At 64.1% G+C, this 20,288-nt stretch carries 16 protein-coding genes; 5 read left to right on the plus strand and 11 right to left on the minus strand.

Features of this window, described 5'->3' with window-relative positions; all coding sequences use genetic code 11:
- Positions 1-227 precede the first annotated feature (227 nt).
- From UB31_RS01985 to UB31_RS02005, 5 genes are all read right to left on the minus strand, one after another.
- Positions 228-1,547, minus strand: a complete 1,320-nt coding sequence (locus UB31_RS01985; protein ID WP_045009610.1) for an ABC transporter substrate-binding protein — start codon at positions 1,545-1,547, stop codon at positions 228-230.
- An 11-nt stretch (positions 1,548-1,558) separates the two neighbouring features.
- Complete coding sequence (locus tag UB31_RS01990) at positions 1,559-2,428, minus strand: carbohydrate ABC transporter permease (RefSeq protein WP_045009611.1); 870 nt, start codon at positions 2,426-2,428, stop codon at positions 1,559-1,561.
- Positions 2,425-3,375, minus strand: a complete 951-nt coding sequence (locus UB31_RS01995) for a carbohydrate ABC transporter permease (protein WP_045009612.1) — start codon at positions 3,373-3,375, stop codon at positions 2,425-2,427. The genes UB31_RS01990 and UB31_RS01995 overlap by 4 nt, the downstream gene beginning before the upstream one ends.
- 1 nt (position 3,376) lies before the next feature.
- On the minus strand, positions 3,377-4,228 hold the full coding sequence (locus UB31_RS02000; protein ID WP_045009613.1) for a phosphodiesterase: 852 nt from the start codon (positions 4,226-4,228) through the stop codon (positions 3,377-3,379).
- A gap of 350 nt (positions 4,229-4,578) precedes the next feature.
- On the minus strand, positions 4,579-6,057 hold the full coding sequence (locus tag UB31_RS02005; RefSeq protein WP_045009614.1) for a protein adenylyltransferase SelO: 1,479 nt from the start codon (positions 6,055-6,057) through the stop codon (positions 4,579-4,581).
- 193 nt (positions 6,058-6,250) lie between these two features.
- On the opposite strand from UB31_RS02005, the gene aspS reads away from it, so the two are divergent.
- On the plus strand, positions 6,251-8,023 hold the full coding sequence (aspS, locus tag UB31_RS02010) for an aspartate--tRNA ligase (RefSeq protein ID WP_045009615.1): 1,773 nt from the start codon (positions 6,251-6,253) through the stop codon (positions 8,021-8,023).
- A gap of 144 nt (positions 8,024-8,167) precedes the next feature.
- Here aspS and UB31_RS02015 read toward each other — a convergent pair whose 3' ends face one another.
- Positions 8,168-10,132 carry an aq_1923 C-terminal domain gene (locus UB31_RS02015; RefSeq protein ID WP_045009616.1) on the minus strand — a complete coding sequence of 655 codons (1,965 nt, stop codon included), beginning with the start codon at positions 10,130-10,132 and terminating at the stop codon, positions 8,168-8,170.
- A 247-nt stretch (positions 10,133-10,379) separates the two neighbouring features.
- On the opposite strand from UB31_RS02015, the gene UB31_RS02020 reads away from it, so the two are divergent.
- The 3 genes from UB31_RS02020 (at position 10,380) to UB31_RS02030 (ending at position 14,946) form a co-directional block, all read left to right on the plus strand.
- The gene (locus tag UB31_RS02020; protein WP_045000264.1) at positions 10,380-12,689 is read left to right on the plus strand and encodes an NADP-dependent malic enzyme; all 2,310 of its coding nucleotides are present in this window, start codon (positions 10,380-10,382) and stop codon (positions 12,687-12,689) included.
- Between the two features lie 187 nt (positions 12,690-12,876).
- Complete coding sequence (locus UB31_RS02025; RefSeq protein ID WP_045000263.1) at positions 12,877-13,329, plus strand: DoxX family protein; 453 nt, start codon at positions 12,877-12,879, stop codon at positions 13,327-13,329.
- A gap of 198 nt (positions 13,330-13,527) precedes the next feature.
- Positions 13,528-14,946, plus strand: coding sequence for an outer membrane protein (locus UB31_RS02030; protein ID WP_245305932.1), 1,419 nt, complete (start codon positions 13,528-13,530; stop codon positions 14,944-14,946).
- 15 nt (positions 14,947-14,961) lie between these two features.
- Here the strand turns inward: UB31_RS02030 and UB31_RS02035 are convergent, their stop codons facing one another.
- From UB31_RS02035 to UB31_RS02050, 4 genes are all read right to left on the minus strand, one after another.
- Positions 14,962-15,513, minus strand: coding sequence for a dihydrofolate reductase family protein (locus UB31_RS02035; protein ID WP_045009617.1), 552 nt, complete (start codon positions 15,511-15,513; stop codon positions 14,962-14,964).
- An 8-nt stretch (positions 15,514-15,521) separates the two neighbouring features.
- Positions 15,522-16,532 (minus strand): polysaccharide deacetylase family protein, encoded by a 1,011-nt coding sequence (locus tag UB31_RS02040; protein WP_045009658.1) that lies wholly within the window; start codon positions 16,530-16,532, stop codon positions 15,522-15,524.
- Positions 16,533-16,698: 166 nt separating this feature from the next.
- Positions 16,699-17,268 (minus strand): glutathione peroxidase, encoded by a 570-nt coding sequence (locus UB31_RS02045; RefSeq protein ID WP_045009618.1) that lies wholly within the window; start codon positions 17,266-17,268, stop codon positions 16,699-16,701.
- A 153-nt stretch (positions 17,269-17,421) separates the two neighbouring features.
- Positions 17,422-19,113 (minus strand): L,D-transpeptidase family protein, encoded by a 1,692-nt coding sequence (locus tag UB31_RS02050; RefSeq protein ID WP_045009619.1) that lies wholly within the window; start codon positions 19,111-19,113, stop codon positions 17,422-17,424.
- Between the two features lie 208 nt (positions 19,114-19,321).
- Between UB31_RS02050 and UB31_RS02060 the strand changes: the two genes are divergently transcribed.
- Complete coding sequence (locus UB31_RS02060; protein ID WP_045009620.1) at positions 19,322-19,870, plus strand: CreA family protein; 549 nt, start codon at positions 19,322-19,324, stop codon at positions 19,868-19,870.
- Positions 19,871-19,900: 30 nt separating this feature from the next.
- Here UB31_RS02060 and UB31_RS02065 read toward each other — a convergent pair whose 3' ends face one another.
- Positions 19,901-20,110 (minus strand): hypothetical protein, encoded by a 210-nt coding sequence (locus UB31_RS02065; RefSeq protein ID WP_045009659.1) that lies wholly within the window; start codon positions 20,108-20,110, stop codon positions 19,901-19,903.
- Between the last annotated feature and the right edge of the window lie 178 nt (positions 20,111-20,288).

The following is a 20,288-nucleotide window of genomic DNA, read 5'->3' on the forward strand; positions in this document are numbered from 1 at the left end:
CAGCGCCAATCCCAGGAACTCGAAAACCAACAAATCCACGACAAAATCCCTCAGCAACATTGCTAGACTTGTCTGGGGTGAATTGAGGGTCTGTTAATTGTCGTGGTTACCGGCGGCGGGCCGGGCCGGATGGTGGACGGGGGGTTAACGCGCTGCGACTGACCAAAACGTCTTCGGCGCCCCGCACGGCGGAGCGCCGAATGTTGTTCGTACGATGAGCGCCGGCCTCACGGCAGCTTCAGCGACGTCTCCGCGTTGTACGGCTTGAGCAGCTCGTCGGCGGCCTTCTGGGCGGCGGCGAGCGCCTCCTTCGGCTGCTTCTTGCCGTTGAGAACCAGCATCACCTCGTCCTCCAGTGTCTTGCGGACCGGCACGGTCTTGTAGGTCGCAAACCAGGGCTTGGCGACGTCGAGCTGCTCGACGGCGGTCTTGGCATCCGGGTTCTTGTTGAGGAAGTCGACCATGTCAGGCGTCTTGTAGGCGGCCATGTTCGGCGCGAAATAGCCGGTGGCGCGGCTCCACCAGCCGCTCTTCTCTGGCGAGGTCATCCACTTGATCAGCGTCCAGGCCGCCTTCTGCTTGTCGGCTTCCTGGCCTGCCGGAATGATCAGCGAGGCACCGCCGATCGGCACGGCGTTGCGGACGTTGCGCGGGATGAAGGCGACCTTGTAGGCGAATTTTGCGTTGTCGCGCACATAGGTCAGCGAGCCCGTCGAGAGCATCATCATCGCGGCGTTGCCGGAGATGAAGGAGGTGCTGACGGCCGGACCGGGCGTGGCGCCGGGCGGGTGGACCTTGTGCTTGTAGACGAGGTCGTTCCACCAGGTCAGTGCGCCCTGCATCGAGGGCGTGTCGTAATAGACCTCGCCGCCGAACTCCTCGTTATAGTAGCGCCCGCCATTGGTCATGGTGAGCGTTTCCATCATCCAGCCGCAATAGTCGTAAGCGCAGGGGATCGCGATGCCCCAGCGGGTGACCTTGTCGCCCTCGCGCTTGGTGAGCTTCTTGGCCCAGTCGGTGAGCTCCGCCCAGGTCTGCGGCGGCTTGTTCGGATCGAGGCCGGCTTCCTTGGCCTGATCGGCGTTGATGTAGAGCAGCGGCGTCGAATTGTGGAAGGGCACGCCGTAGACCGAGCGGTCGATCACCGCGTTGCCCTGGAGCGCCGGGAAGAACTGGCCGAGAAACTGATCCTTGGTGGTGCCGTCGGCGGCGATCAGGGAATCGAGATTGGTGAGTTCGTTCTCGATCTGCATGTCGAGCAGGAAGTTGGCCGACATGATCACGGCGGCCGGCGGCTTGCCGGCCTTGATCGAGGCACGCGTCTTGATCAGCGTGTCGTCATAGGAGCCGGTATAGACCGCGGTTGCCTTGATCGCCGGATGGGTCTCGTTGAACTCCTTGATCAAGGTGCCCATGTCGCGGGCGAGCTTACCGTCGACGGGGACGGGAAAGAACAAATCGATCTCGGTCGGGCCTTCGGCCAGCGCCGGGAAGGCGATGGTACCTGCGATGGCGAGGCCGAGCATGAGCCTGCGGGAAAACAGCATCGAGAAATCTCCTATTTGATGCCTGAGGTGACGAAAGAGCTGATGAAGCGCTTCTGGAAAATGAGGAAGGTGATGAGCAGCGGCGCAATCACCATCAGCGTGCCGGCGGCGATAGTGCCCCAGGCCTGTGTGCCTTCGGCCGTGGCGGTGAACACCGAGAGACCGACGGTGAGCGGCCGCTTGTCCGGCGAATTGATCACCATCAGCGGCCACAGGAAGTCGTTCCAGTGGCTGGTGACGGAGATGATGGCGAACGCCGAGAAGCTCGGCAGCGACAGCGGCACATAGATGTGGCGGATGCGCTGGGACAGGCTGGCGCCGTCGATCAGCGCTGCGTCCTCGAGTTCGGTCGGAATGGCCTCAAAGGCCTGCCGCATCAGGAAGGTGCCGAAGGCCGAGGCGAAGAACGGCATCATCACGCCGGCGAGCGTGTCGTAGAGGCCGAACTGCGCGACGATGCGCAGGTTCGGCACGATCAGCAGCACCGGGACCAGCATGAGCTGCATCAGGAACAGATAGAAGATCAGCGATTTGCCGGCGAAGTCGAGCCGCGCAAACGCGAAGCCCGCGAGCGTGATCGTGACGAATTGCACCAGCAGGATGCCGGTGCAGATGATGGTGGTGTTGAGGAAATAGCGCGGGAAATCGCCGATCTCCCAGGCGTCCCTGATGTTGTCGAGCGTCGGTTTGAGGCTCGGCATCAACTCGGCCATCAAATTGATGCCGTCGGACGCGGGGCGCAGTGTCGCCACGCCCATCCACAGGAACGGGATCAGCCAGACGAGCGCGAGCAGCACGGTCAGCACGAAGCCAAGCTTCGGCGTGATCTCGCGGCGGGTGGCGAGCGGGGTGTCCTTGAACAGGCGATCGATCAGCGTCACGCCCCGCCCTCGCGGTTGGCCATCGTCCGGAATGAGAGCGCGGTGAGGGCCATCAAGGCCGCAAGCGTCAGCAGCGTCGCCGCCGAAGCCTTGCCGATGTCGTAATGCTCGACCGCCTGCTGGTAGATGTAGAACAGCACGAGATTGGTGGCGTTCGACGGGCCGCCCTTGGTCATGACGAAGACGTGGTCGACCTGCGTCACCGCATTGAGGATTGCGATCACGGTGACGAACAGGAAGGTGGGCTTAAGCTCCGGCAGGATGATGTGGCGAAAGCGCGTGAACGGTCCGGCGCCGTCGAGATGCGCGGCTTCCATGACGTCCTCCGGAACGGATTGGAGGCCGGCGAGGAAAAACAGCATGTAGTAGCCGGCGTTCTTCCAGATCGTGATGACCATGATCGCATAAAGCGCGATGTCGGAATCGCCGAGCCAGTTCGGCAGCACCGGAAGGAAGCGGCCGATGTAGTAGTCGAGCAGCCCGACATTGGGCAGGAAGATGAACAGGAACAGCGCCGAGGCCGCGACCATCGGGATCAGCACCGGCAGGAACAGCGCGGCCCGCAGCGCGCTGGTCAGCGCATTGGTGCGCGACAGCGCCAGCGCGAACAGCAGTGCAAGCCCAATGCTCGGGATCGCCGTGCCGACGGCGTAGATGAGGTTGTTGACGACGGCGCCGGTGAAGGCAGGGTCCGCCAGCACCGCGCTGATGTTGTCGAGGCCGACGAAGCGGACCGGCGCCTTCGGTGTGGCGCGCTGGTAGAGCGCGTCGATGAACACCCGCCCCACCGCGCCATAAGTGAACAGCGCGAGGAAGACCAGCGAGGGCAGCAGCAGCAAATAGGCCGGCAGTGAGGCTTTGAAGCGGGTGGAAAATCGCTTCGCGAGATGCAGGCGCGGCGGCGCCGAGGCCGCGACCGGGAGAGCCGCGGGTTCAGCGAGGCTCATCTCACCGCGCCGGGAAATTGAGCGCATAGTCGCGATCGTCCATTCCCGCTGGCGCGGCGAAGGGGAAGCGCAGACTGGTGTCGAGGAAGTCGTGGCTGTGCACGACCAGGTTCTCCTGGTCGATCAGCACTACGCCATAGGCCGGCGGCTCGTGGCTTGCCAGATGGTCGGTGGCCGTAGCATCGAGCTCGAACCAGACCTGGTGGTTGGTGCCGCGCAAGGTGGAGAAGGGGATCTTGCCATAGCTGCCGAAAATCGGCCGGTGCACATGGCCGAAGAAGAGGTGGCGAATGCGCGACCGGTAGGGCGCGATCACCTCGGCAAATTCGGCGCTTTGCTTCAGTGCGATCTCGTCCATCGCGTGCACGCCGACCGGGAACGGCGGGTGATGCATGAAGACGACGAGCGGCGTATCGGCTGGTGCGGCGGCCAGCGTGCTCGCAAGCCAGCCAAGGCGCTTGGCGCACATTTCGCCGGCATGGCTGGTCTCGTCCAGCGTGTCGAGGAACACGAACAGACCGTGCTCGGTGGTCCGCGTGCCCTGCACGAAGCCGTTAGGATCGCGCGGCGCCGCCTTGAGGCCGTCGAGGCAGGCGACGCGGCGGTCGTGGTTGCCGACCATGGCGATGTACGGCATTTTCAGCGCGGCCAGCGCCTCGGCGAAATTGGCGTAGGATTCAGGCTCGCCCCAATGGGTGAGATCGCCGGTGACGACCGCGAAGGCGGCATCGGACTGGTGGGTGTTGATGTCGGCAATCGCAGCATCGAGCCGGGCGCGCGGGTCGAGGCCATAGAGCTTCAGCCCCGGATTCGCGAGATGCGTGTCGGTAATGTGGATGAATTTGAAGGGCATGGCGCGCTTGTCAGGACTGTTGGAGGATGGACGCCTCCGGCAAGACGGCCCTGACAGGCCGTTAGAGCGCGAGTGTTTCAGTTTGATGACAGTGGTTCCGCGCGCCCCGAATTCCACAGGAAGCGCTGGCGATGGCGCCGAGCCGCATGCTCACAAAAATATCGAAAACAACCCCATGCACAGTAGCCGATGGTTGTCGGAACAACGGCTTACGCGTCTTTCGACATGCTTTGACGCGTCGGGCAAAACAGTGGCATGATGCCATTATCGGAAAATCCGCAGTGCGGCGCTGTGGCCGGCCCGGCGATGGGCGGCTCGACGGAACGGCTGCGGACGAAGCCCGGCCCGGGTCACGTCCCGCAGAACGTCTGCAACACCCGCTGGTCCGGCAGCGGCGGATTCTGGTAGGCCGCGTACTCTGGCTGGTCCTGGTACGGCTTCGCCAGCACCTTCACCAATTCCTCGAACGGCGCATAATTGTCATCATTCACTGCGGCCTGGATCACGGCTTCGACGCGGTGGTTGCGCGGAATGAAGATCGGATTGACGGCATGCATTGCCGCTTGCCGCTCGGCCGCGGTCTGCGGCTCTAGCGCCGCGCGCTCGCGCCAGCGTGTGGCCCAATCGTCGAACGCGCCGGGATCCATGAATTGCGCGCGGACGTCGGCGACGCTGGCTTCATCGCCAGCAGCATCACCCAGCTTGCGGAAGGTGAGGGTGAAGTCGGCCTGGTTCTTCGCCATGGCATCCAGGAGGTCCTGGATCAGCGCCTCGTCGCCATCGCGCATCGTGAACAGGCCGACCTTTTTGCGCAGGCCTGCCTGATAGGCTTTGCTGAACGTCTCGGGGAATGCGCCCAGAATGTCCTGCGCCTGCTCGACCGCCTTCTCCTGATCGTCAGAGAACAGCGGCAGCAGGCATTCCGCCAACCGAGTCAGATTCCACAGCGCGATGCGTGGTTGGTTGGCATAGGCGTAGCGGCCCGCCTCGTCGATCGACGAGAACACCTGCGCGGGATTGTAGGCATCCATGAAGGCGCAGGGGCCGTAATCGATGGTCTCGCCCGAGATCGAGGAGTTGTCGGTGTTCATCACGCCATGGATGAAGCCGACCAGCAGCCAGCGCGCGACGAGCTCAGCCTGGCGCGCGACCACACCGGCGAGCAGGGCGTGATAGGGGCGCTCCGCACCGAGCAGCTCCGGATAGTGGCGGCCGATGACGTGATCGGCGAGCCTTCGGATCGCGTCGGTGTCACGGCGCGCGGCGAAAAATTGGAAGGTGCCGACGCGGATGTGGCTCGCGGCGACGCGCGTCAAGACTGCGCCGGGCAGCACGGTCTCACGAATGACCGGCTCGCCGGTGACGACGGCAGCAAGCGAGCGCGTGGTCGGGATGCCAAGCGCGAACATCGCCTCGCTGACGATGTATTCGCGCAGCACCGGCCCGAGCGCGGCGCGGCCGTCGCCGCGGCGGGAGAACGGGGTTGGCCCCGAGCCCTTGAGCTGGATGTCGCGGCGGACACCGCTTTTATCGATGACCTCGCCGAGCAGGATCGCCCGCCCGTCGCCGAGCTGCGGCACGAAATGTCCGAACTGGTGGCCGGCATAGGCCATGGCGATGGGATCCGCGCCGGCGGGAACCGTCTTGCCGGCCAGGATCTCGGCGCCCTCCGGGGTCTCAAGCAGGTCGGGATCGAGCCCAAGCTGGACCGCCAGCGGCCGGTTCAGCTTGATCAGCCGGGGGGCCGTGACCGGTGTCGGCGCGACCCGGGCAAAGAAGCTGTCCGGCAGCGCCGAATAGGAGTTCTGGAAGGGGAAATGGACCGTCATGGCCTCAAGATAAGGCTGGAACGCTCGATGGCAAAGGCTCGGGCCCAGATTGGCTAAAAATGGGCGGTTCGGCCCCAAAACGGACCGTTCCCTTGGTTGCCGCCCCGGGCCTCGTCGGGTAAACCCTCCGCAATTCGGGCAGGCCCGTTGGGACGCTCGATTCGACCCCTCCGACATTGAATTTGGGACGACCATGCATCGCTACCGGTCACATAAATGCGGCGATCTCCGCGAGAGCAACATCGGCGAGACAGTTCGCCTCTCGGGCTGGGTCCATCGCGTTCGCGACCATGGCGGCGTGCTGTTCATCGACCTGCGCGACCATTACGGCCTGACCCAGTGCGTGGTCGATCCGGATTCGCCGGCGTTCTCGCAGGCCGAGAAGCTGCGCTCGGAATTCGTGGTGCGGATGGACGGCAAGGCCCGCCGCCGCCCCGAGGGCACCGACAACGACGATTTGCCGACCGGCAAGGTCGAGGTCTATGTCAGCGAGATCGAGGTGCTCGGTCCGGCCGGCGACCTGCCGCTGCCCGTGTTCGGAGACCAGGAATATCCTGAGGACATCCGTCTCAAATATCGCTTCCTCGATCTGCGCCGTGAAAAACTGCACCAGAACATCATGACGCGCATCGAAATTATCAAGTCGATGCGTCGGCGCATGGAGGGGCAGGGCTTCTTCGAGTTCAACACCCCGATCCTGACCGCATCCTCGCCGGAAGGCGCGCGCGACTTCCTGGTGCCCTCGCGCATCCATCCCGGCAAGTTCTACGCGCTGCCGCAGGCGCCGCAGCAGTACAAGCAGCTCTTGATGATGTCGGGCTTCGACCGCTATTTCCAGATCGCGCCCTGTTTCCGCGACGAGGACCCGCGCGCCGACCGTCTGCCCGGCGAGTTCTACCAGCTCGACGTCGAGATGAGTTTTGTCACGCAGGAAGACGTCTTCGCTGCGATGGAGCCCGTGATCACCGGCGTGTTCGAGGAGTTTGCCAAGGGCAAGCCAGTGAGCAAGAACTGGCGCCGAATTCCGTTCGCAGAGGCGCTGCGCAAATATGGCAGCGACAAGCCGGACCTGCGCAACCCCATCGAGATGCAGGACGTCTCCGAACATTTCCGCGGCTCCGGCTTCAAGGTGTTCGCGCGCATGCTCGAAGATCCCAAGAACCAGGTCTGGGCGATCCCGGCGCCGGGCGGTGGTTCGCGTGCTTTCTGCGACCGCATGAATTCGTGGGCTCAAGGCGAGGGCCAGCCCGGCCTCGGCTACATCATGTGGCGCGAGGGCGGCGAGGGCGCAGGTCCGCTCGCGAACAACATTGGGCCTGAGCGCACCGCCGCGATCCGCGCGCAGGTCGGCGTCAAGGAAGGCGATGCCGCCTTCTTCGTCGCCGGCGATCCCGACAAGTTCTGGAAGTTTTCAGGTTTGGCCCGCAACAAGGTCGGCGAGGAATTGAACCTCACCGACAAGGAGCGGTTCGAGCTCGCCTGGATCGTCGACTTCCCGATGTACGAGTACAACGAGGACGACAAGAAGGTCGACTTCTCGCACAACCCGTTCTCGATGCCACAGGGCGGCCTCGACGCCTTGAAGGGGCAGGATCCCCTGACCATCAAGGCGTTCCAGTACGACATCACCTGCAACGGCTACGAGATTGCCTCGGGCGGCATCCGCAACCACGTGCCGGAAGCGATGGTGAAGGCGTTCGAGATCGCGGGCTATGGCGAGCAGGAAGTGGTCGAGCGGTTCGGCGGCATGTATCGCGCCTTCCAGTACGGCGCGCCGCCGCATGGTGGCATGGCCGCGGGTGTCGACCGTATCGTGATGCTCTTGTGCGGCACCAACAATCTGCGCGAGATCTCGCTGTTCCCGATGAACCAGCAGGCCATGGACCTCCTGATGGGCGCGCCGTCGGACGCCACCACCAAGCAGCTCCGCGAGCTGCATGTGCGGGTGAACCTGCCGCAGAAGTGAATGCGTGCCCCGGACGCAGCGCAGCGCTTCTTCAGCGGTGCGCTGCAGAACCGGGGCCCATTTCTCGGCGAACAGCGGCCTCTGTGGATCCCTGCTCTGCGTCGCGTCATTTCATGCCGCGCCGCGTCCGGGACACGAGACCAACTACAACCCCGTCGACGCCTCGATCCTGAACTGCGCCAACGCGACAATCGGCTCGCTGTTGAGGGCGTTCATGAGCTGGACCACCGGCACCTTGCCGAGCGGCGTCAGCTTAATCGTGAGCGTTTGCCCCGATGTCGCAACGAAGCTCGCGAGCGCATCCACTGCCGTTTTGGCGTCGGGATTGGTGGAGACGATCCTCTCGCCCTGCGCCCGGATCATTTCGACGATGGCGCTGCGCGCGGCGTCGCGGCTGACGTTCTGAATCCGCGCGAACTGCGCTACGACGAGATCGACGACGCCGCTGTCGCGCAAGGAGAGCTCGATCGCACCGGTCTCGATCTGCCCCGCCTGACCCATGGCCTGCACCGGGTCGGCCGTGAACACGCCACGCGGCACGTTGGCGAGCGCGAAGCGGGCTTGCGCCTTGGCGAGATTGCCGAGATCGATGGTTGCTGGTGCGAGCGCGAACGTGCCGGACGACTCCGTCCAGGCGGCGCCGAGATCGAGGTCGATCGCGAGCTTGTCGACGCCCGCCATGATCAGCGGCCGTTGCGCCGGACTGGTCGGGTCGGTGGGGGAGACCATCTTCACGACCAGATTGGCCTTGCTCGGGATCGATCCGACCAGCTGGCCCCAGTCCAGGCTGATCGTATCGATGGTGACGAGCTGCCGGGTGTTCTTGTAGGGCGAGACCACGCCCTTGATTTCCGCGCCCGCTAGCACCCGGAACAGGCCGAGCATCTGATCCGGCGAGGGGGGCTGCCCGGGATTGGTGAGGCTCGCGGCCCAGTGCATCAGGTTTGCGATATTGAAGGACTTGAGCGCGAAGCGCTCCATCTTGATTTGCCCTTGCGGCGTCGGTGCATCGAGGCCCTCGATCGCGAGCTCGCCCTCCCTGTATTTGATGGCCCTGAGCCGGGGCGTCCCTTGCGGGGTCGTCATCGACATGGTGCCGATCTCGATCTTGCCGACGCGAAGGCCCTCATAGAAGCCGGCGACCTTCTCCATCATCTCGCGCGATTGCGCCGGTGTCGGCAGAGCCGAACGGTCTGCCGGCAGCAGCGCCAGGATCTCGGCCGGCCGGAATTTTGACGGCTGCACCGCAATGTCGGTGACGGCGATCCCATCGACCTGCATCCGCATGCCCAGCGTCGACGTCGCTACATAAGAGCCGCTTGAGATCTGCCCGTAGACACGATGATAGCTGTCGTCATTGGCTTTCTGCGGGTCGAGCGCGGCGGCGATCCCGGTCGAGTCGAAATCATTGATGATGATGTCGGATATCTCGCCGGTCAGCTTGTCCGCCTTGCCCGGCTGCGGCAGGTTCATCGTGAAGTTGGCACGGTCCACCTTCATCGCGTCGACCTTGCCCTGGCCGAGCTTCTGGATCGCGAGACCCGAATAGGCGATCTCGCCGCTGCCGCCCTTTCCGGCGTCGAAGGTGACCGCAAGGGTCGGCGCCGTGACTGAAGATGCGGTCACGCTCGCATACTGCTCGAGCACAAATCGATACATGTCGATCAGCGAGCCTGACGCCGGTGGGTTCGGCGCGCGAAGCGGGCCGGCGTAATCCCGCATGGTCAACTGCGGGACCTTGTAGGAGACTTTCAGCTTCCCGGGGCCGACCTCGTCCAGCGCAATTTCGAAGCCCGAGATATCGATGCTGTCGGCTGCGAAGCGTCTCTCATCGACCTGGCGGACGCCTACGCCCTTGATGGCGGCGATTTTGACATGCGCCTGCGGCTGCTCGGCAGGCTCAACCGCGATGTCCTCGACAGTCAATGTCCGGCTCGTCAGGTCGAACGCCACCTTGCCGTGACTGGCTTTGCCGCCGCCGGCGCGGAGCTGCTCGAAGGCCGCCTCGACCTCGGCGGTGGCGCGATGCTGGACGTAGAGATTGAAGCCGAACCATCCGCCCGCGGCGAGCACGATCACCGCGACTAGGCCGATCAGGATTCGTTTCATTCTTCAGCTCCAGTTGCCCATTTTGCACTGCGCAACCTGCCATATTCGCAAAGCGGTGTGCGGTCTAGGGAAAGCTATGGTTTTCAAATATTTGACCGCGCGCCCTGTTGATGGGGGCGCAATCGGATGTTGCCACCGGGGCGCCGGCCGTGCTTCATCCCGTTTCCATGACCCGGAATACCGCGACCCGCGACAGACCGGTCAGGACAACGTAGTTTGAGGCCGGTAACGCGAGGCAAGACACCGCATGTCCTCCTATTCTGATGATCTCCACCAGGCGGCGCTGGCCTATCACCGTCTGCCGCGCCCCGGAAAGCTCGAGATCCAGGCGAGCAAGCCGCTCGCCAACCAGCGCGACCTCGCGCTTGCCTATTCTCCAGGCGTTGCCGCCGCCTGTATGGAGATCGCCAAGAACCCGGCCGAAGCAGCGACCTTGACGATCCGCGCCAATCTGGTCGCCGTGGTCTCGAACGGCACCGCGGTGCTCGGCCTCGGCAACATCGGCCCGCTCGCCTCAAAACCCGTGATGGAGGGCAAGGCGGTCCTGTTCAAGAAATTCGCCGGCATCGACGTGTTCGACATCGAGATCGCCGCCGACACCATCGAGCGCGTGGTCGAGACGGTGGCGGCGCTCGAGCCGACGTTCGGCGGCATCAATCTGGAGGACATCCGTGGGCCGGAGTGCTTCGAGATCGAGGCGCAGCTGAAGGAGCGCATGAAGATCCCGGTCTTCCATGACGACCAGCACGGCACCGCGATCATCGTTGCCGCTGCCGTCACCAACGGATTGCGGCTGAACGGCAAGAAGCTGTCGGACGTCAAGATCGTGGCTTCGGGGGCAGGGGCGGCCGCGATCGCGACGCTCAATCTCCTGGTGTCGATGGGCGCGCAGCGCAAGAACATCTGGGTCTGCGACATCGACGGTCTCGTGCACGAGGGCCGCAACACCACGATGGACCGCTGGAAGGCGGTCTATGCGCAGAAGACCGACAAGCGCACGCTCGGCGACGTCATCGGCGGCGCCGACATCTTCATCGGGCTTTCGGCGCCGGGCGTGCTCAAGCCCGAGATGGCCAAGGCGATGGGCGACAAGCCGCTGATCATGGCGCTCGCCAACCCGACGCCGGAGATCATGCCGGAGGAGGCGCGCAAAGCCCGCCCCGACGCGATGATCTGCACCGGGCGCTCCGACTATCCGAACCAGGTCAACAACGTCCTCTGTTTTCCCTTCATCTTCCGCGGTGCGCTCGACGTCGGCGCCACCGCGATCAACGAGGAGATGAAGCACGCTGCCGTCGAAGCTATCGCGCAGCTTGCGCGCGAGGCGCCATCGGATGCGGTGGCACAAGGCTTTGACACCGGCGAGACGCAAGGGTTCGGCCCGGGCTCGCTGATCCCGAGTCCCTTTGATCCACGGTTGATTCTGCGCATCTCGCCGGCCGTGGCCAAGGCCGCGATGGAATCGGGCGTCGCGACGCGTCCCATCACCAATTTCGACGAATACACAGCTCTCTTGGAACGCTTCGCCTTCCGCTCCGGCCTCGTCATGAAGCCGATGTTCGCGAAGGCCAAGACCCAGCCGGTGCGCGTGATCTACGCCGAAGGCGAGGACGAGCGCGTGCTGCGCGCGACGCAAGTGGTGCTGGAGGAGAAGCTGGCGACGCCGATCCTGGTCGGCCGTCCGTCCGTGGTCGACGCGCGCATCAAGCGCTTCGGCCTGTCGATCAAGGCGGGCAAGGATTTCGACCTCGTCAATCCCGAGGACGATCCGCGCTACCGCTCTTATGTGCAGTCCTATGTCGAGGTCGCCGGCCGCCGCGGCGTGACGCCGGATGCGGCCCGCACGGTGGTGCGCACCAACAACACGGTGATCGCGGCGCTCGCGGTGATGCGCGGGGAGGCGGACGCCATGCTCTGCGGCGTCGAGGGCCGCTATATGCATCATCTACGTCACGTCCGCGAGATCGTCGGCTTCCAGACTGGCATCAGCGACTATGCCGCGCTGGCGCTGCTGATCACCAGCAAGGGCGCCTTCTTCATCGCCGACACCCAGGTGCGCCCCAATCCGAGTGCGGAAGAGCTTGCCGAGATCGCCTCGCTCGCGGCGGTGCACGTCCAGCGCTTTAACATCAAGCCGAAGATCGCCTTCGTCTCGCATTCTGATTTTGGCAGCTACGACACCGATTCCTCGCGCAAGATGCGCCGGGCGACCCAGTTGTTGAAGGAAAAGCATCCGGAGATCGAGGCCGACGGCGAGATGCAGGGCGATACCGCGCTCTCGGCCGCAGCGCGCAAGATGGTGCTGCCGCACTCCAAGCTCGAGGGTGAAGCCAACATCATGATCATGCCGACGCTGGACACCGCCAATGTCGCCTATCAGATGATCAAGTCGCTCGCGGATGCGCTGCCCGTCGGCCCGATCCTGATCGGCCCGGCGCGCCCTGCGCATATCCTTACCCCCTCGGTGACCGCGCGCGGCATTCTCAACATGACCGCAGTCGCCGTGGTGGAAGCGCAGGAGCGTGCAGCGCGGCAGCAGCCGACGTTGTTTACCTGAGGCGACGTCGCTTCACCTCGCCCCGCTTGCGGGGCGAGGGAGCGCATTTCTGGCGTGTCAGCACTTCAACCTTTTCAAAACGGTTTTCGCCATTTCCCCGTTTGTAAACCAGCGAACGACGCTCCATAATCGCCCGGTGCGTTCGTCGAAATTCCGGTTTCAAAAAGCCTGAGCCAAGAGGCCGATCATGCCAGCGTTCGTGACTTTCGGGCGAATCCTGTTCGCCGTGCTGTTCATCTACACGGGCGCCACCAAGCTCTTCGCCATTCAGGCGACGGCAGACTTCATCGCCACCAAGGTCGTGGTGCCCGAGATGATCGCGCCTTACGCCAAGCAGATCGAGGCGGCGACCGCCATGACCACGCCGCAGCTGCTGGCGATCGCGGTCGGCGTGCTCGAGATCATCGCAGGCCTGATGATCGCGCTGAATTTCGGCGCGCGCTTCTTTGCGATGCTGCTGATCATCTACGTCGCGGTCGCGACCTTCTTCTTCTACGATTTCTGGAACCAGGCGGCGCCCGAGAACGGCAAGATGCTGGTCGACGCGCTGAAGAATCTCTCGATCATCGGCGCGCTGTTCATGATCATGGGCTATGGCCGCGCCACACGCTCGGCCGAGACGGCCTACGGGGACGTGTAGCCGCTCCAGGGCGTCTTCGCGTGGCGATCGCGTGAACCCTCATTCACAGATCATGGCTTTGAGATCACAGCGGTTCCACAAAATCGTGGCCGCTGTCGCGCGCGCTCGTTTGTCGGCTTGTCGGATTGTCCCGGCGCAGAATATGACCGGTCGATCGGTTGTATGGGCGCAACCGGCACGAGGCGATGGGGGCGGGACTTGGTTCATTCGAAGCGACGGGTGGTGCGTGCGGCGGCTGTTCTGGGAGCGGCGCATGTCGCGGCCTTTGCCGTAACGGCGGCCGAAGCCGCAGACTTGCCCGTGAAGGCGCCCCCGCAACTGGCCTCGGTGGCGAATTGGACCCAGTTTTATGTCGGTGCAGGACTGGGCTTCGACTTCGCGTCGGGCCGCTCGAACCTGACCCCGGTTGGCGGCGGTCCGGCCATTTTCGATCTCGACGGCTTGCAGGGCGCCGATCTCGGATTGTCGGCTTTCGCCGGCTTCGACGTCCAGGTTGCGCCGCGGTTCGTGGTCGGCGGCTTCGTAGATTACGACTGGTCGCGCCAGCGCACGGCAGTCAACGTAACGCTCTTCGGGGCGGCAAATCTGTCTGCCGTGATGCCGTCGCTCGACCAGGGCTGGACGATCGGCGGTCGTGCGGGATTTCTGGCGACGCCCGATATCCTGCTCTACGGCCTCGCCGGCTACAGCCAGATGCGCATCAACAATTGGAACGCCACGGCCACGTTCGGCGGCCCTGTTTTCACGATGCAGGAATCGGCTCAGACTTCGCGCGGCTACACGGTCGGCGCCGGTGCGGAATATCGTCTCACCAGCAATGTGTCGCTGCGCGGCGAATATCGCTATGTCGCGCTTGGCCACAACACGACGCTCGACCCGCTCGGCGCGGTCTGGACCACCGACCTCTCCGAGCACGTGATCCGGATCGGCGCCGCCTATCGTTTCGGGCAGTTCGGCGGCCCTGCGACGACGGCAGCGGCCGCGCCGGTGATCAGTCCAGCATGGACCGGCGTTTATGTCGGTGCAGGCATCGGGGGCGATGCGCTCACGCCCCATGTCGCGGCCTCGCTTCCCGGCGCGCTGGATTTCAACGCAGCCGGCCTTGGCGGCGCCGACGTCGGCGGCACCTTCACCATCGGCTATGATCGCCAGATTGCACCGAAATGGGTCGTCGGCGCATTTGGCCTGATCGACGCGGCAACGAATGGCGGAGCCAAAATCACGGCAACGGGTGCCGGCGCCGGAACAACGGTCGCGTCGGATCTCGCGTCGGTGAAATGGGCCTGGACCGTCGGTGGACGCGCCGGCTATCTCGTTTCGCCGGAGACGCTCGTCTATCTGCTCGGCGGCTATACCGGCTCGACCGCGCGATCCCTCACCTACAGCGTCTTCGGCATTCAGAGCACCAGTCCGGAGCGCGAATATCATGGCGCCACCTTCGGTGCCGGCTTCGAGCGCTTCTTCAGCGACAGTATCTCGGCCCGTGCCGAGTATCGCATGACCCATGTGGCAACGCGTGACGATCTGACGGATGGTCTCCTCTTCACCAGCGTGAGCGCGGGCGGCACGGTCCACACGCTGCGCGGTTCGCTGGTCTATCATCTTCCGACGCCGTAGCGCGGATCGACTGGTTTAGCCCCGCCGCCACGGCGTCACCGTCACCTCATCCGCCGCGTCGAGCAGATACGGCGCGCCCGGCTTCATCCCGTGTGAAGCCAGCACCTCGCGCGGCGTCCGCTCCGGCACGCCGACGAAACAGCCTTCGCCGCCGGGCAGGCGCAGATGCGGGGCTTCCGACAGCCAGAACGTGTCGTAGCGATCCATGAACAGGTCGAACACGACGGGGCCACCGATGATCGCGACCATGCCGGAGGCGACGCCGGCAAACGCGCAGGCCTCCTCGAAGCTCGCATGATCCGGATTCCACAAGGTCGCGTTCGGCATCTCGGGATCGACGGTGAGGGCCTTGATCTTGCGCGTCATGATCAGCCGCCTGCGCTTCGGCGAGTTCGGCTGCTGCTCGTGCGAGTGACGGCCGTGCACGATCAAGGCGGCGCGATCGAGCGCCTGCTCGAAGAAGCGTTTGTCGCCCTCGAATTTCAGGGTGTCGGGCATGACATGACCCGCGTCGGCAAGCATGCCGTCCGCGGAGACGATGACGTAACCTTCGAGGCGGAGAGACAATGCGACAGCTATTCGTTGACCGTCGTCACGACGCTGTTGACCGGCCGTGTGCTGACCGTCGGCAGCTTGACGTCCTTCATCAGCTCCTGGTCGTATTCGGGGAGCGAGGCGACCGGCGCCTTGGCGCGCATCGCCACGACCTTGTAGCCGCCGGCCTTGAGGCGGTTCAGAAGCTCGGGCAGGGCTTCCGCTGTGTGCTTCTGGAAATCGTGCATCAGGATGATGCCTTTGCCCTTCTTCTCGAGCCCCTTCATCACGGTGTCGATCACCTTCTCTGGCTTGGAGGCCTTGAAGTCGAAGGAGTCGATGTCGCAGGAGAAGATCGCGACGTTGCGGTTGCCGAGATAGGTGACCATCTCAGGCGGATGCTGCAGCGCGGGGAAGCGGAAGAACGCTGCGGGCGAGATGCCGCCAAGCGCCCACTTCACGGCGCTGATGCCCTTCTCGATCTCTTCCTTGCGCTGTGCTTCGGTCAGCTTCTTGTTGTTGAGATTGGCATGCGACCAGGTATGCGTGCCCACGACGTGGCCGGCCGCATAGACCTGCTTCAGGATCTCCGGCTCATAGGTGGCGTGCTTACCGATCGAGAAGAAGATTCCGGTGGTGCACTGGTCGGCGAGCGCCTTGAGCACGGCCGGCGTGTTGTGCGGCCAGGGGCCGTCATCGAAGGTCAGGACGACCTCCTTGTCGCGCAGGAAGTCGAGCTCCTTGAAATGCTCGAAGCCGAAGCCGGGGCCGCCGGTGGTGTCGATCTCGACGGTGCGGGCGATACCCAGCGCGTTCGGATTGTTGCAGGCGGCGCGCGCGGGCTGCGGCGCTTGTTGCGGTGGGGGCGGGAAGGAGGCGGCGGCTGGTTGCGCAGCAACGGGGGCTGCGGGAGCCGGAGCAGCGGCCGGCGTTGCCGCCGGTACTGCTTGCGTGGCAGCTGCGGGTTTTGCAGCCGGAGTCTGCGACCATGCCGCGCCTGTCAACGCAACAGACATCGCGCTTGCCAAAATCAGTCCTGCCGCCACACGCATGGTGTTGTCCTCGAGATTGATCCCGTTGTTCGGCCGCGGCTTTTTCGCCTCCGGCAGAACCACTCCTGCCCCAGATATCTTAGCCTAGATGGTGGTCCATCGCCATTGCAACGGATGTTTGGTGCTCTGCCACAATTGTGCCCAGGCGTCTTGAAGCGACGTGCCCTTAACTGTCGGCCAGCGCCTTGGCGACCGCCGTCTTGATCCGCGTATCGGCGGGCTCCACCGCAGATGCAAATACCTCGGCGATATAGCCGTCGCGGCCGATCAGATATTTGTGGAAGTTCCACTTCGGAACCTCTCTCGGCCGTGCCTCGGCGGCCCATTTGTAGAAGGGATGCGCCTTCGCTCCGACCACGACGGCCTTGGCCGCGATCGGGAAGGTAACGCCGTATTGGTGATGCGCGGTCTCCGAAATCTCGCTGGTGCCGCCGGGCTCCTGGCCGCCGAAATCGTTGGAAGGCACGCCGATGATCGTGAGCCCGCGCTCGCGAAACTCGCTCCAGAGCTCTTGCAGTCCGGCATATTGCGGGGTGTAGCCGCACAGCGAAGCTGTGTTCACGATCAGCAGCGGCTTGCCGGTGAAGGCGGCAAGGCGAATGTCATCGCCGGACAAAGCGGGGAAGGAGAAGGCGTAAGCCGGGATTCGGCTCATTCCACCATCGGCCAAAGCACGCGTTGCCGATGTGGCCGCTGCGAGAAGCGCCGCGGTGAGCACAGTCCTGCGATTTGGCATGGCGACGTCCCCCGACATGATCCGGGATGCACTTTACTCCGCCACTGCGATCGGCCTGCTCAACACCGCGTTATCTGACGCGGTGAAGTGCTAGATTCTTATTTTGACGCGTTTTCTTTACGCGAACCGGCATCCACTTCGCTCGAAAACGCTCTAGTACAGCCGGACGATGAAGTCGGTGCCTTCGCCGGTCTCGCCCTGGTTGATGCCCTGGTCGGAGACGATGACCGAGCCGCCGGTGGTCAGCATCTCGTTGATCTTCGCCATGGTGTCGGCCGGGATCGAGATGCGGTCCAGCGCCTCGGCTGGACTGTCGGGCGTGATCACGGGCTTCGCCGCGACGGGGATCACGGCGGCGCCGCGCTGGCGACGCGTCACGTGACCATCGTCCTCACGGGCGGCGGAGGAGCGGACCGCGACGGGCAGCGACACCACCGACCAATGCAGCGCATTGGAGTCGGTCTTGTCGACCTCGGCGGTGAAGACATGGGTGCCAAGCGGCCGGTCGCTCGCGGCGATCGTCACGGGCACCTCGAACAGCGGCGAAAAGTTCTGCCGCACATAGAGCTTGGAATCCTTGCGGCTGATGAACACCGCAATCTGGCCGGCGCGCTTCGGCAGATCCGGCTTCGCAGCGGGGGCAGGATCGGCGACGCGGGTCTGATCCTTCTTCGCGTCCGGCGAAGCGGCAGGCGCGGGCGCCGTTGCCGCCTCTGCCTTGGCGGGCTCGGATTTGGCTGGTTCGGACTTTGCTGCTTCCGTTTTCGGAGCTTCAGCCTTCGGAGTATCGGTCCGCTCCGATTTGGCAGCCTCGATCTTCTCGTCCGTGGTCGCCTTGGGCGCTTCTACAGCCTCAGAAGGTTTCGCTTCGGTGCTCGCGGCGTCGGCGGGCTTGGCGGTCTCATCCGTCTTCGCGGTCGCTTCGGGCTGCTTCGCCGGCTCGGAAGCTTCGGCGGACTTGATTTCAGCTTGGGCCGGTGCGGCCTCCTCACGGAGCGACGCATTGCCGGTCGTCACATCCGACATCACGGGATGGCCGACCGAGGAGCGCAGCTCGAGTATGCCGTCAGCGCTGGCGGTTCTCGTCTCAACTGGCTTGGCTTCCGCGACCTTGGCTTCGGGCGCGCCCTTGTCCGCCTTGTCGCCAACAGGCGTCGCGGGCTCGAGGCTTGCGGCCGGTTGCGGCGGCACGCGCAGCGAAGCGAGCATCGGATGGGAGAAGCTGTGCGGCGTCATCTCGCCGGGCGTGACGAGTACACGCGCGCCCATCTTGGTCCAGTTCCACATCTTCACGGCGAACGCCATCGGCATGCGGATGCAGCCATGTGAAGCCGGATAGCCCGGCAGCACGCCGGCATGCATGGCGATGCCGGACCAGGTGATCCGCTGCATGTACGGCATCGGCGCGCCGCTATAGATGTTGGAGTGGTGGAATTTGTGCTTCTGAATGATGCTGAACACGCCCATCGGCGTGGAGTGGCCCTTCATGCCGCTCGACACCGGAGACTCCGCGAACACGCCGTTGGAGTCGTAGACCGTCACTTTCTGCCGGTCGATCGAGACGACGATAACCAGCGGCCCCTGCGGTTTCGAGCCGGTTTCCTTCTCGACGCGCGCCTCGCTCTTGTTCTTGGCTGCCGCGCCGCGCTTTTGCGGCTTCTGCTGCGGCTCGTCGGGACGCCGCACCTGCCGTGAGTAGTAGGACCCGTCCGAATAATCCGGCGTGTAGTAAAACGCTGCTTCTGCCTGGCTGGTCGTACCGATCACACCCGCGGCCGTCAAAATGGCGAACTGCCACAGCCGTGCCGGCGCGGCAGCAAAACGGGACCCGTTCACGCTAGTCATTCCTCGAATCCATAATCCAAATCAGACATTAGTGTCGCAGAGGGTATACGCGTTCACCAGCACGGCAGTTCTGCCGTCCGCTACTTTTGTCCAATCGTAGCAAAAAAGCCTCACAGAGCGGTAAACGGCGGCCACGATGAGCTGCCGGTCGCCTTCCTGACGGGCGGTCGCGTGCCTACATTGCGGGAACTTGTTACCGGAGAACTTCATGTCATCTCGTTTCCCCGCTCTTTCCAGCATCCGCTTGAAAGACTTCGCTTTATTCCTCCTGCTGCTGGCCGTGCCGGCGGCGTCGGCTTCCGCTGCCGACGAGCCGGATCTGATCTTCCGCCGCTCCACCGTGTTCAAATGGATGAGCCCAAACGACAAGCTCGCGACCTATGGCCTCGACGATCCCGAGGTGGAGGGCGTGGCCTGTCATTTTACCGTGCCCGAGAAGGGCGGTTTCAAGGGCTGGCTCGGCCTCGCCGAGGAGGTCTCGGACGTTTCGCTCGCCTGCCGCCAAATTGGCCCCATCAAGTTCAAGGACAAGATGGAGCAGGGCGACGACATGTTCCGCAAGCGCCGCTCGCTGTTCTTCAAGAAAATGCAGATCGTGCGCGGCTGCGATGCCAAGCGCAACGTGCTGGTTTACATGGTCTATTCGGACAGGTTGATCGAAGGCTCGCCCAAAAATTCGACATCAACCGTGCCGATCATGCCGTGGGGACCGGCTGACGCAAACGTCCAGAAGTGCGGCGAGTTCTTCACTCCGTGACGCGCTTGCGTTCACAGTGACGCGGTTCGTTCACTCAGTGATGCGGTTGCGGCTGACGCGCGGTTTCGCAAGATGTGAGCCGGTCAGCCGCACGAACGCCTGCGGCGCAGCCTCGTAGCCGCGGCCAGATTGCAGCGCCATCGGGCCGGGCCCGTCGGCGCGGCTGCGAATGGGCCGTTGCTCGGCGCGGTCCGTCCGTTGGGCCGCGTCGCGCGCCGTTGCGCGATTTCCCGCCGTCATATTGGCCATCCCTCAGATAAATGTGCCCGGTGTTGATCCGGAGCTTCTCGGTTTCGATGGCTTGGGTCGCAGCCGACGCGCCCCCGGTTCGACAAAGCCCAGCCTTCGCTTGGGCTTCTCTTCAGCAGAGAAACGTAAAATGCGTGTGAAGTGAGTGAGGCGAGCGCATGACAGCGGC

This window comes from Bradyrhizobium sp. LTSP849, from assembly GCF_000938255.1.
GTDB lineage: Bacteria > Pseudomonadota > Alphaproteobacteria > Rhizobiales > Xanthobacteraceae > Bradyrhizobium.